The following is a 14075-nucleotide window of genomic DNA, read 5'->3' on the forward strand; positions in this document are numbered from 1 at the left end:
CTTTTGAATCCCTAGATGATTCAGGTTTCCAGTGGCAGATTTTAACCCATTGCTAATATCTCGGACTGATTGACTTTTTGCAAACTGGCAAAATAACATAGAAATCAAATGCGTCCAACTATTATAGCCTTTTTGATGCTTGTCTGTTTCCTTTTCTTTAACAAGAGACTTAAAGGAACTACGGTCTAACTTTGAAATTATTTGAGCAAATAAATTTATCTTTGACATGTGAGAAGGTTTTTTTGTTGTGCACCTCAAAGATAATTTGAGATACTTAAATTCCTTCTCACTTTTTTAATCGTTTAGGACGCTATTGATAAAAAAGCTATGATTCCTGCATTTTAATAAAAATTACACCTCATAAACAAATATCTACCCTTCATTTATGCTCAGACTTTATAATTTAGCAATTTGTAATAATTACTTAACACTATTTTAATACTAAATATTATAATTTTCTTACTATGAAAAGTCAACTAAGAATGAAGTCAATGCCTGGTTTCATCCCATTATGGATGTTTCTTTTGATGTTTGTTACATTGAAATCTTGTACCCAACCTGTTGAAAAGGATACAGAAATAGTTTACGGTCCGATTGAGAAAACATACCAATTACCTGATGTTTCCGGTACCATTTATTTTGTTTCTCCTAATGGAGATGCAGCTTCGGTAGGATCATCCGCTGATGCGCCGACAACTATTGAAGAGGTATTTACGCGTGTGGTTTCCGGAGATGCTATAATCTTAAGAGGGGGAACGTATCGCACAGGTGATTTGCTGTTTAATCAGGGAGTCACAATTCAGGCCTATCGTGACGAAAAGCCGGTTTTAAATGGAACTTTAGTTGCTGATTCATGGACGATGGTTAATGATGGACTATGGGTAACCGATTGGGAGTATCTTTTTCCTGCAGGACCGGAAGATTGGTGGAATGAAGAACGTAACATCGAACAAACACCTTTGCATCGGTTTAATAACGATGCAGTCTTTGTAGATGGAGACTTTTTACAATCCGCCGGAAGCACAGATGAGGTGGATGAAGGAACTTACTATGTAGATTATGATGAAAACAGGATATATATAGGTACTAACCCCGAAGGCAGGTTAATTGAGATTACTGCTTTCAGGAAAGCTATTCACCGGGTAATATATCCCGTGCACGGAAAAACTCCTGACGACAGGGGACCAGTGATTCGTGGAATCACTTTTACACAGTATCCCGATACCATGGTTCATATTGGTGGTGTAGGACTTGCCATTGATCAACACGGACGAGATGTTGTAGGAACTAAATTCGAAAATTGTACATTTTCTAACAATTTCAGAATTGCCATGTTTGCACTTAGCGATAGTTTGGTAATGAGAAATTGTAATGTGTACAACACTAATGCAGAAGGTGTTTATGTTGTTGCGTCAAATGATGTTCTGCTCGAAAGAAATATCTTTGAAAATAACAACATTGAACAATGGACTGGTTTTTATCCCTCTTCAGTGAAAATATTTAACCAGAGCCACAGAGCAGTTGTGAGAGAAAATCTGGTTCGCAATCATGCTCATTCAAATGGAGTTTGGTGGGATGTAGGTAATCTTGATGGTTTTTTTATCAATAACCATGTAGAGAATGTTGCTCATAGTGGATTCTTTCATGAAATTTCAGATCGTATTACTGTAGCAGGTAACGTATTTGTAAATTGTGATCAAAGTATTTTTGTGTTGAATGCTGCAAATGCAAAAATTTACAACAATACAATGATTAACAGTAAAGTGAACATCCGTCGCGATAGCAGAGGAGACCAACTTGGCACTTTTGGGTGGCATGTAACCCTTGGTCCTGGCGTAGAGGAACGCGACAGACACATTTTTGTGAATAACCTGATGATTATGACTGAGGATAATGATTCGCCAATGGTGATGGCAGGTCAGCCTTCACATATGTGTGACAGACTAACTACACCTCACTTTTCAATATTCAACAACAATGTATTTGTAAGGTATTATGATGTTGAAGGGGATAAACCAGCATTGATAGATTGGAGTCCATATTCGAATGAGGAGTGTATGAGGAAGTTTTATACTTCTGCTGAACTTAATGAATTCCTCCCCCAGTTTTCTTCTGAATGTATCTATATTGACAATTTTGAAGGGGATGTTTTTGTAGATATCAATGATAATTCTTTTAAGTTATCAAATGATTTTGTTGGATTAGGTAATCCAACAAAAACACCTGAAGAGGTCTTAACCATGATGGGTGTTAGTGCTGATAAGGAAGCATTTATTGGCGCAGTAGCTCCATAAGAGAATAGTTCTATATAAAAAATCGCAACTCTTTGCATATGATGCTTAGAGTTGCGATTTTTTTTGTGATAAGCTTTATGTATTTTAAAGTTTTCAAGATTGACAACGGAAGTGCATTAAGGTTGCATCAGCAATTTGCGACTTCTCTCAAGGTGAAAATTTATTAAACTATTAAGTTGTAAATACTTGTTGCCTCTTTCAGTTATTTAAATACAAAAATTGGAATGGTTAAGATAATAACCATTCCAATTCAGTATGTTAAGAATCTCAGAAACTTGTTAGTAATATATGGATAGCAAAAACTGAAAAAAGTAAAGCTACATAAATATCAAGTTTTCTGAACTGTATTTAAGGGTTAACCAGTCTATTCATTTGAGGAGGCATACAGCCCCATCATTGTGCCAATAAATCCACCTGCTTTTTCGGTACTCAAATAAGTGGCATCGATTCCGTCTGCCAGTTTTTCCCAAGTGCCATTTGAATTTGCCTCAAAACTAAATTCGCCATCCTTCATTGAAGCTCTTAAAAGAATTTCACCATTGTAATGATCTGATATATCTTTTTGAGCCAAAATTACTTTTTCTACTGTGCCGTCAAAATTATCACCGGACATATTGCGTACAATGCTTGGGTCTTCCTTTGCGTTTTGAACAACCACATGGGTTTTTCCATCGATTAGAGTAACACCTAAAGTCAAATGATAAGCTTCATTTTGGAATAGTACAAGCCCTGCCAGTTCCTGTTCATTTTGAGGATTAAATGCGAGTTTGGTTTCGATACTCATGTTATGATGCTGTTGACGACGAGCTAAAAAAGATGGTTGTTTTAATTCCCTGATATTTACATCTCTAAGTTTAATCGTTATTCCCGGTTTTCCTTCTTCCAGAGTATACCATTTTTCGCGTAACGTCCTTAAAAATACCCAATCGAAAGCAAGTTCGCCGCCAATGAAATCTTCAGTCCATGAAAAATTTCCATTCCCCATTACAGGTTTATCACTTGGAAGTTTATTTTCCAAATTGGGTTTGTCGAGTGTTAGAGGTATCGTTGCATCCATGGGCAGGAATTCGGGCCATTCGTTGTCCCAGTTGAAGGGCAAAAGGAACGTTTCACGACCGATATTGTACTCATTATTAACCGTGTAAGGACGGCATCCTAAAAATACTGCATACCAGTCACCCTCACTTGTTTGTACATAATCTGCATGACCTACATTGGTAACAGGAAATTCTCTGTCGGCCGGAAGATGGCGTTGCGTTAAGATTGGATTATTGGGATTGGTTTCATATGGCCCCCAAATGTCCTTGCTGCGGAAAATTACCTGCGAATGGTGGATAGATGTTCCACCTTCAGCAGTTGTTAAGTAGTAATAACCATGTAATTTAAATATGTGGGGTGCTTCAATCCAAACGGGTTTCTCAGCTAAGTCATGGCCTCCATCACGAATCATCTTGCGAGGACCAACCGTTTTATTGTTTTTCCAGTCAAATTCCTGTATCCAGGTAGCTTTATGTCCCACATATGTAGATCCTCCTTCAGGATCCTGGTTGTTGGTAATATAGGCTCTGCCATCGTCATCAAAGAATATGGATGGATCAATGTCCGGCACCTCAGGTAACCAAACCGGATCGCTCCATGGTCCTGCCGGGTCTTTAGCAGTTACATAAAAATTTCCTCCACCTCTTACATAAGTTGTAATCATATAGAAAGTGTCGTTATGAGGATTGTATGAAATTTGCGGAGCAAAAATACCTGCCGATACGGGTAATGAATCATTGTTAAATTGAGAAGGGCGGTCAAGTACATGCCCTAATTGTGTCCAATTCACTAAATCGGTACTGTGAAAGATAGGTACTCCCGGAAAGAACGAGAATGTTGAATTAACTAAATAATAATCATCTCCTTTCTGGCAAATGGAAGGATCAGGGTAAAAACCCGGAAGAATAGGGTTGTAAAATTGCCCTTCACCAAGAGGATGTTGATCATAATAGGGATCATTTCCTGTATATTTCACATATTCGAAATATGCTTCTCCTGGATTCACTTTAATAGTTGAATTTTTGCTACAGGAAAAAAGAAAAATGACACCAATGATAAATAAATAGCTTTTCATAATTGTTTGTTTTCTTGTAAATTGAATAAATAATTCTCAAAGAAAATATAAATCACTTGAATATCATAGAAAAAGATTAATAATAATGAGAAATAAGGAACCTGGATTGTAGATTAAAGAATTTTAATACTGTTCATTTCATTTCTTATCATATTACAATGCTTAATCTTAAGGTAGGTTCATTGATCAAGATATATGCATTAGGTTACTCATACCTCAAACTTTCCACCGGATTCTTTATTGCAGCCCTCCAGCTTTGCCATCCAACAGCAATCATCATGATGATTGCTGCTGAAATTCCGCTTATTACAAAATGGCTCCAATGCAATGAAATACGGTCTGAGAAACCCGATAACCAATAATTCATTGAGATGTAACTTGCAATGAATGCAATAATCATTGATAAAAGAAGTAATACCAGTGTCTCCTTAAGAAGCATGTTTAAAATTCCGCTCTCAGAGTCTCCGAGAACCTTGCGCATGCCTATTTCTTTGGTTCTCCTGTTCACCTTTAAAACAGAAAGTGCCAGAAGCCCCATAAAACTGATGATGGAAGCAAGTAGCGCACCTGTTGAGGACATTTTAATTACTTTTTGGCTTTTAGGTAGTTAATTAGATTGTCTAATACCGGGTCGGTTGTTTTTTAATGTTCGCTGGCAATATATGGTATATGGATATCGGGATTTAATATGCCATTAAAAGCATTTGTTTCTTCATCAAATTTCATTGTGGATAAAATAATTTGTCTGGATGGCTGAGTATTCTACTTTTTTCAGGATGGTACAAGACCATCCTGATATTGACCATAAGATTATTCCGATTTTTATTATTGATGTTTTCATAAAGAGTGAGTTAGGGTGTTTCTATTCATTTCGTAAAGCATGGATTGGGTTTTTTCGTGCAGCATTCCAACTTTGTATGCTTACGGTTATTATTGCCAGTAGAATGGTGATAGCCGAAGCAAACAAAAATGTATCAATGCCCGGTGTAATTCTTTGTGCATAATTTTCAAGCCATCTGCTCATGGCATACCACGAAAGTGGTATGGCAATGATGGATGAAATTAACCCCGCAATTATAAATGGTTTCAGTAGCCGCAGTATAATAGAATGGGTTTCTTCACCCAATGATTTTCTTATTCCAATTTCTTTAGTTTTTTGCTCAGCCATAAACATAATCAGTCCTGTAAGTCCTAAAGTGAGAACAATTATGGCAAACAGTGTAAATATAGAGATGAGTTTTTTGAGATTGTTTTCAGGCTCAAGCATTACTCTGTACTCATGCTCCAGAAATGTGGGTTGAATTGGAAAAGCTGGCTCAATATTTATTGCTTTATCCCTGATATAACTGAGCGTCTCGCTGATGTTTTGTGATGCGATTTTAATGGCAAGAAAATTGGCATCCCAATCTCTGGCAGCCGGAAAGATGGCAATTGGTTCAGTAGCAGTTCCAATATTATTAAAGTGAAAATCTTCAACCACTCCAGCAATTTCATAACTGTTGTCCCAGTTTGTGATGCTTCTGCCCTGGAAATTGTCCCAGCCAATCATACGTGCAAAAGTCCTGTTGATGACCACAGCATTTTGTTGATTCTCTCTGAAAAAAGTACCTTCGTTCAGTTCAACTTCAAGTGTTTCTAATAAATCGTGACTTGTGTACCAGTTGAAAACCAATGGCCGGAATTCAATGTTTCTGTTTTCCCAGTTCCATCCTTCCCCATTGTTTCCTATGGCATTTGGCAAGTTGGATAGCACTGCTGTTGAAAGGATATTCGGATTTCTTGACAGTTCGTTCTGTAGCGTTGATGCTTGTGATTGAAGTTGGCCGTTTAAGCGCACATATACGATCTGATCTTTTGTAAAACCGAGGTCAAGTTTTTGTAAATGGGATATTTGGTTGTTAATAACAAACGTAGAACCTAACAAAGCAATTGACATTACAAAGATTGTAATGATTAAGGAGTTCCTCAGGATGCCTCGGTTTTTAATACTTTGAAAAGAACTTCTGAGGGATTGAACCGGAGAATATCCTGATAAAACAATGGCAGGATAGAGACCGGACAATAATATGGTTATGAAAAGCAGTAATGTAAGTATTGACAACGGTGCCCAATGTAGCAATGAGGTCAATTCAATCTCTTTATTTATGAACTGGTTGAATTTTGGCAGACCAATTATAGTAACAACCAATGCCATTGAAAAGGCGATTAAACAAACAACAGAAATCTCGGAGTAAACAATTTTTATCAGGTTGCTTTTAACTGCACCAAGGCTTTTTCTGATTCCATTTTCCTTTACCTGTCTGGCAGATCTTGCTGTGTTCAAATTGATGAAATTCAGAATTGCTGTCAGCAATATCAGAAGGCCAATAAATGAAAATATTCTGATGTTTCTGATATTATTCATTTCGTACAGCCAGGTGTTTTTAAATTTGTATGCTCTCAGGAAATTTGTGGAGTCAGGGTACACTTGCTGAATTCGGTTCTTTACAGCTTCTTCAATAACAGGAAAGCTTTTAGCATCGTTCAGCAAGCCAAAGGTCATAAAAGCATTGTTGTACCAAGTATTAAGAAAACTTTCATTTTCGAAAATGGTGGTTATCATTTCGAGGGGTATCAATGCCTGAAACTGAATGGATGAATTGTGGGGGATGTCCTTTATAACACCAGCAACAACCAGGTTTTCCATGTTGTTGAAATTGATGATTTCACCAACAGGGTTTTTATCTCCAAACAGATTTATGGCAGTTGATTCAGTAATTACTATCTGATTTCTTACAGTAGGTTCGCCGGGACTGCCATAAATAAATTCAAAGGAAAAAATATCGAAAATGCTGTAATCTGCAAATGCGGTGTAGCGCATTTGCTTTTCACCATTATAGGAGAGCATCCATTCTGCAAATGCAGGCATCATTCTGGCTGTATTCGTAACCTGAGGATGCTCGTTTTGTAAAGCAGTTGCAACTGCCGGAGGAGCTCCATGAAAGTTAATGGGTTCATCTCCGCCTTCCATAATTGCATGAACAACAAATATCTCATCAGTATTTTCATGGAAACGGTCATAATTTATTTCATTGGTAACCCAGAAAAAAATGTATAGTACACAAATTAGTCCTGTTGCCAATCCTGCAATGCCAAGGTAATTTGGAACCTTGTCCTTTTGCAGCTTTCTGAAGATATAGGTGATGGTATTCATAACTTCATGTTTTAGATGATTTTTTCTGACAAATAATAATTCTCCGTTTATTGATGAGATGTTGATAATTAATTACTCGTACCGAATTGCTTCTACAGGATTTCTGGTGGCTGCTTTGTAACTTTGTGCGAAAACTGAGATTAGGGATATGGCGATTGCTATTATCCCAGTAAGCAGAAAAATCCACCAACTTAATTGTGTCTGATATGCATATCCTTGTAACCACCGGTTCATAAAATACCAGGCCAGTGGGCAAGCCAGTAAAAATGCTGAAACTTCATAACGGATAAAGAAGCTAAAGAGTAATTTTATGATGTCGGTAACCGTGGCTCCATTAACTTTTCTGATACCTATCTCTTTTGTTCGTTGTTGCGCATAAAAACTTACCAAACCGAATAGTCCAAGGGATGCCAAGGCAATTGAAAATAGAGTAAACCATGTCAGGATTTTGCTTAATCGCTGCTCGTCTTTGTATTGTTGGTTAAAATATTCATTACTAAAGAAATAATCCATCGGGTCGTTGGGGTAATGCTCTCTCCATATCCGACTTAATTGATTTATTACATGATTTACATCTCCAGTAATCCTGAAAGAATAGAACCCAAATTCGTAAGGATGAACATGTGTGAAAATGATTGGTTCCGCAGGCTTTTTTAGTCCCTCGTGGTGAAAATCGTTCACAACACCTTTAATGTTATAAAGTCGGTTGTCCATCATTATCTGCCTGTTTATTGCTTCGGCAGGAGAGTTGAAATCCAATAACTTGACCATGTTTTCGCTGATCAATACATTAATTGAATCATTCCAAAATGGTTGTTCAAAATTATTTCCGGCAAGAAGCTGTAGTCCATAGGTTTCCAGGTATCCATCGTCAATATGACTTACCGGTACCTGTTGAGTTAAGATACTCTGTTGCTCTGGTCTCGAAATGTTGCTGTTGCGGAAGCGAACAGCCTGTCCCGGAACGTTCATACTGGCAGTTCCATTCAATACACCGGCAAGTTGCGCCACTTCATCTCTGAAAGTGATGAAGTTTTCTCTTCTCCTGCCGTCACTATGGGTAGATGCAGCTCCATTAAGCACAATTACCTCTTCTAATTCAATTCCCAACTCCGCTTTTTGCATGAATCGTATTTGTTTTGTAACAGTAATAGAAGAAATAACCAAAAAAACAGATGTAAAGAACTGTAGAGCAACCAGCCACTGTGAACCACTGTTCTTACTGATTTTTTTCTGTTGTTGAAGTGCCGGATTTACTTTAAGCATGGGAATTGAACTGATGAAGGCAGTAATTACAATGCCAATTGTAATCAGCATAAATGTAAGAACCAATATTGTTGTGTAATCGACTAAACCATCCCTTATGTTAACACCTGTCATTTGGGTAAATGTTTCATGGGTAACCAAATAAAGAAATGCACCAAGCACAACTGCTCCCAAATTAATTATCACACTCTCACTAATGGCCAATTTTACCAAAGTCATTTTACTTGCACCCAATTTTCTTAAAGTTGCAAAAACATTCAATCGTTTTCGCGAAAGTGCTGTTGAGAGAATGACATAATTCATCCATACCACCATCAGTATCAGAGCGGCTATCAGCATAAGAGCACTTACAGTACTCTTTTGGGTGCTAACTCCCAGTTCTCCATCGCGAAGTGTACTGAAATGGATATCGTTAAGAGGCTGAAGAGTAAGTTTTCCTTCTCTGTTTTGTTGTGGTAAATGAGTAAAGTATTTATCAATTACTGTTTCCAGGGATTTTTCTACCATTTCGGCCGAAACACCTTCTGTAAGTTTAATGTAAGTCCACCAGGAACTGCCATAAAAATGGTCCACATCTGGTATAACTCCCATAGTCACCCAGATACGAATCGGCATAAAGTAATCAAAATGAATATGGGAATTTAATGGCAGGTCTTTAAATATTCCGGTTATTTCATGACGCATTCCTTCATTTACAATCAACACCTTACCTATGGGGTCTTCATTTCCAAAGATTTCTCTGGCTTTCGATTCAGAAATGATGCATGTATTGGGAGCATTTAAAGTTGCTTTTCCGCGCAATAACTCCAAATTAAAAATCTCGTAAAAATCACCTTCAACCCATAGGTCTGGTTGATCGCTGAAATATCTGTCCTCATAACGTACCAACACCTGTTCAATATAAGCTATCCCTGAAAATTCTATTTCGGGTATTTCATCTTTAAGCACACGGAATAAGCCTCTTGGTGTTTTGGTTGAATGCAATACCTGTTCTCCTGCCTGGGTTATGTCATAATTTACACGAAATATTTTTTCATGGTCAGGCCAGAATGAATCATAAGCCTGCTCGTATGCTACGTAAAGAGAAATGTGCAAAAAGAAGAGAAAACCGAATGCCAACCCAAAAATATTGAGTATTGCATGAAATTTATTGTTTCTTAGATGGTTAATTGTTGAACGGATGTTGATAATGTTCATGTTATGAGGATGTTTAGTTGGAATTTACTATAACAAAGCTTCGCCCAATTCTTTTTTGAATTCTTCTGTTATTATTTGACCATCAAACAGGTTGACTGTTCTGTGAGCAAATCCGGCATCGTGCAATGAGTGGGTAACCATTACAATGGTGGTTCCTTCCCGGTTAAGCTCTGTAAGCAGATTCATCACCTCAAGGCCGTTTTTGGAATCCAGATTACCTGTGGGCTCATCGGCAAGTATCAATTTGGGATTTGCTACAACTGCTCTGGCAATGGCAACGCGTTGTTGCTGACCTCCGGATAGTTGTTGAGGAAAATGCTTAGCCCGATGGCTTATGTTCATTCGGTCTAAAACCGAATGAACCATCTCCTTCCTCTTTTTTGGAGGTATTTTGAGGTACATTAACGGAAGCTCAACATTTTCAAATACATTCAATTCATCAATCAGATTAAAACTCTGAAAAACAAACCCAATATTCCCTTTTCTCAGGTTGGTACGCTGGCTTTCTTTATAACCGGCTACGTCTGTTCCATCAAAAAAGTAGTTCCCATCATCAGGGTTATCCAATAAACCAATGATGTTCAGCAGAGTGGACTTTCCACACCCCGAAGGACCCATAACAGCTACAAATTCGCCGTTTTTTACTTCAAAATTCACGTTGTTCAATGCCAACGTTTCAATTTCTTCAGTTCTGAAGATTTTTGTAAGGTTTTTTGTCTGTATCATTTTTTTTGAAAATAATGGAGATCGGAAATCGGAGACAGGAGACCGGATTTTGGAGACCGGAAACCGGAGACTGATTATATGATCTTCTGTGATTAGTATTTTTGTTAAAATCTCTCTTTTCTGATTTGAATAAGTTTAAATAGCATTGAGGATATTTTCCTTGTTTGGTCAAGAAGAAGATCTCCAGTTTCTTGGTCTATATATTTTAGTCGCACAGCCAAATATATCTGTGTTCGTACTTCAGCAGCCGAACCTTTGGCTATATGCAGAAATTGAATGAATTCTTTATTGGTTTGTCTGTCAAATCCTTCCGCAATATTACTAGGAACCGAAATTGCGGCTCTTCTTATTTGGTCTCTTAAACCAAAGTCATTGCATTGTGCCAGTGTTTTGTAAATGGTTTCCGCAAGATTAACAGACTCCTGCCAGACCGTTAAGTCTTCAAATTTTTCAATTTTCGATTTCATAATAGTTGGGTTATGTAGATGATTTTTTGTAATCTAAATAATTTTCCTTAATTACATCTTCCAATCATTCCGTAAATTCAATACACAGTAGATTCCTGTCTCCGTTCTCCGCTTTCCGTTCTCCCTACCTCACCTCAATCCTCTCATTCCTTCCAAACATATCGTAGTTGTTGGTAATTACTTTTTCTCCCGGCTCGAGGCCATCAAGAACTTCATAGTGGGTTGGATTTTGTCTGCCAATGCGGATGTTTCTCCTTGTTGCGATTCCGGATGACTCATTGTATACGAAGATCCACTGCCCGCCTGTACTTTGGAAAAAGCCTCCTCTGGGAATGATGACACTTTCTACCGGCTGTCCCAATTCAAGACTCAGGTGATAAGTTTGTCCGGTTCTGAGATTTTGAGGTGTATCACCGGAAAAAGTAAAATCAACCTGAAATCTTCCGTTTCGCACTTCAGGATAAACCCGGTAAACTTCTATCTCATAACGCTCGTTTTGTCTCAGATATGTAGCTTTTAGTCCGTGACGAACCCTGTCAATGTAGTGTTCATCAATGTCGGCACTAATTTTATAATCATCCAGAATGTGAAGTTGTCCTATTCTTTCGCCTCTTGAAATCAACTGTCCGGGTTCCACACTCAGGCTACCTAATTGTCCGTCGGCCGGTGCCTGTATATTGAGCTTCTCCAATCTTTGCCTTACTATCTTGAGGTTTTGCTCCATGTTTATCAGGCTGTTATTCATTTGCACCTGCTGATTCTCTCTGAAAATTGAATCCTGCACCATTCTCTGATGGCGAAGTTCTCTTTCTGCTATGGCCAGTTGGTAGTTTTCATTTGCTATCAGGTAATCTTCATCTGCAATAAAACCTTTATCCCTTAGCTCTCTGTTTTGTTCATAAGTTCTGCGCAGTCTTCTTATCTCATAATCAATCGCCAGCAGTTGTTGTTTGTTGTTAATTTTTTGCTGTTCCATATTGATCATGGTATTCCGAAGTTCGTTGCTTTGGTAAGCCAGTTGCGATTCAGAGTTTAGAATTTGAAGGTTCAAATCATTGTTTTCAAGACGAACAATGACATCCCCTTTTTGTAACATGGCGCCCTCTTCCACAACTTTTTCAATAACCTTTCCGCCTTCTTCCACATCAAGCATGATGGTGGTAATTGGAGCAACTGTTCCTACAACCGATATATAATCCATGAATTGAGCATACTCTACGTCTGCTATGGTTATTCTCTCTTTTCCGGTTCTGTAAGTTGAGGTGTTGGTAGATGTAATCATCCATATCAATGCACCAACTATAACTACCGATGCAACAATTTTTAAAATGGTGCTTCTCTTCAGTCCCTTCTTTTTTTCTATTTTCTTATCCATTGTCCTTTTTTTTGAAATGATTTTATCAATTAAATGCCTTGCATATAGAGATTTAGGGTCTCTTTTTGTACTACCCAGCTGTATCGCGAAAGCAACATTGTTGCTTTTGCCTGCGAAAGTTGTAGTTGAGCATTCATAAAATCATTGGTTGTTATTAAACCAAGACGAAATTTTTCCTGATGAATTTCAAATGATTTTTCATTGAATTTCAGGTTATCCAGAGAATTCTGATACTCCATATACAAGTTTGTAAGTTTTAACACAGCCTCTTCAATTTCCCGTTTTATGGATAATTTTTCGTTTTGCAGGTTTAAATGGGCGTTTTCCAGATCAATTTTGCTCCTGTTCACCTCCGTTCTTTTCTGTCGGCCGTTGAATATTGGAATATTGAGAGTTACAGAAACGGAGGGGTTCAGGTAATTATCGAATTGGGTTTCAAAAGAGGTCTGCCCTCCGTTTGGAAGGGTGTCGGTTGAAAAGAAAGCGGAATGATAGCCTGCATTCAGTTGAAGAGAGGGAGATTGTCTTCCTTTTGAGATGCTCAGCAACTTCTCATAGTAGTTCAACTCCAATTCTCGTTTTAAAACAAGGGGGTAAGCACTTACCGCCATCATATAAACGGAATCTGCATTTTGATACTTTATTGAAGGCTCTGTGAGGAACAAATCCAAACCGGATATCTCAAAATCTCCTTCGTGATAATGAATGGTTTGTGCCAACTGAAGATTCAACAGTCGGTATTGATTATTTGCTCTGGTCAGTTCAAGTTGACTCATCGACAAGTGAGCTCTTATTTCATACTCAAGAACCGGTTCGGCTCTTCCAATATGAATATAAGCCATCACTCTGTCCAGCTCATTTTGGTTGTTCTCAACCTGTTGTTCTAAAACAGATACCAACTCCTTCTGGTATGCTGCTAAAGCATACAATTCTGTTATTTGATTAATGAGTATGAACTTTGAGTAAGCACTTTGTTCATTCACGGCAAGTGCGTAATACCTCTGAGCCGAAATGTGATTTTGTTTCATAAAACCGGCAAACAGGTCCAAACTACCAACTATCCCATATTGAACATTGTAAGAATTCCCAGATGTTATTTGATTAAACTGGTTGGTGGATCTTTGAAAATCGAAGTTTGAGTTTCCATATCCATTAATAGATGGAAGTAGATTCCATCTGCTTTGCTGATGGTTTAGTTCTGCTTTTTTATGATGATTTTGCTGAATTTGGATATCCAGATTGTGCTCAAGCCCATGTTGAATGCATCTGTCGAGTGTCCACAATCCGTTGGATTGTGAAACAGATATCTCGAAAGAGAAAATCAATAATATTAATAAAATCAGCCAACGCATATCACTTCTTTTATGTGGTTTTGCGTTAGGTTAAACCAAAGATGTGCCATGTTTTGTAAGTATCACATAAACAGGGAATAAGCAGGGGTGTG

10 protein-coding genes are annotated in these 14075 nt (G+C 37.8%); 1 reads left to right on the forward strand and 9 read right to left on the reverse strand.

All coding sequences use genetic code 11. The annotated features are described in order from the left end of the window. Positions 1-228, reverse strand: a 228-nt coding sequence (locus tag B5X70_RS04485) for a DUF4372 domain-containing protein (protein ID WP_143255027.1), incomplete at its 3' end; no start/stop codon positions are given. Positions 229-464: 236 nt separating this feature from the next. Here B5X70_RS04485 and B5X70_RS04490 point away from each other — a divergent pair. Continuing rightward, on the forward strand, positions 465-2294 hold the full coding sequence (locus B5X70_RS04490) for a right-handed parallel beta-helix repeat-containing protein (protein ID WP_079556692.1): 1830 nt from the start codon (positions 465-467) through the stop codon (positions 2292-2294). 364 nt (positions 2295-2658) lie between these two features. Here the strand turns inward: B5X70_RS04490 and B5X70_RS04495 are convergent, their stop codons facing one another. The 8 genes from B5X70_RS04495 to B5X70_RS04530 form a co-directional block, all read right to left on the reverse strand. Then, complete coding sequence (locus B5X70_RS04495; RefSeq protein ID WP_079556693.1) at positions 2659-4407, reverse strand: glycoside hydrolase family 43 protein; 1749 nt, start codon at positions 4405-4407, stop codon at positions 2659-2661. 205 nt (positions 4408-4612) lie between these two features. Beyond that, positions 4613-4987, reverse strand: coding sequence for an ABC transporter permease (locus B5X70_RS04500; RefSeq protein WP_079556694.1), 375 nt, complete (start codon positions 4985-4987; stop codon positions 4613-4615). Positions 4988-5269: 282 nt separating this feature from the next. After that, positions 5270-7600 (reverse strand): ABC transporter permease, encoded by a 2331-nt coding sequence (locus B5X70_RS04505; RefSeq protein WP_079556695.1) that lies wholly within the window; start codon positions 7598-7600, stop codon positions 5270-5272. 72 nt (positions 7601-7672) lie between these two features. After that, a complete protein-coding gene (locus B5X70_RS04510) occupies positions 7673-10063 on the reverse strand; it encodes an ABC transporter permease (protein WP_079556696.1) in 2391 nt (796 codons plus the stop codon). A 27-nt stretch (positions 10064-10090) separates the two neighbouring features. Next, positions 10091-10789 carry an ABC transporter ATP-binding protein gene (locus B5X70_RS04515; RefSeq protein ID WP_079556697.1) on the reverse strand — a complete coding sequence of 233 codons (699 nt, stop codon included), beginning with the start codon at positions 10787-10789 and terminating at the stop codon, positions 10091-10093. Between the two features lie 104 nt (positions 10790-10893). Further along, entirely contained in the window at positions 10894-11256 is a 363-nt protein-coding gene (locus tag B5X70_RS04520) for a four helix bundle protein (RefSeq protein ID WP_079556698.1), read from the reverse strand. A 124-nt stretch (positions 11257-11380) separates the two neighbouring features. Beyond that, positions 11381-12631: an efflux RND transporter periplasmic adaptor subunit gene (locus B5X70_RS04525; protein WP_079556699.1), complete on the reverse strand. Its 1251-nt coding sequence runs from the start codon at positions 12629-12631 to the stop codon at positions 11381-11383. Between the two features lie 29 nt (positions 12632-12660). Continuing rightward, entirely contained in the window at positions 12661-13983 is a 1323-nt protein-coding gene (locus tag B5X70_RS04530; RefSeq protein WP_079556700.1) for a TolC family protein, read from the reverse strand. Between the last annotated feature and the right edge of the window lie 92 nt (positions 13984-14075).

It is taken from the genome of Alkalitalea saponilacus (assembly GCF_900168165.1).
In the GTDB taxonomy this organism is placed as follows: Bacteria; Bacteroidota; Bacteroidia; order Bacteroidales; family Marinilabiliaceae; genus Natronoflexus; species Natronoflexus saponilacus.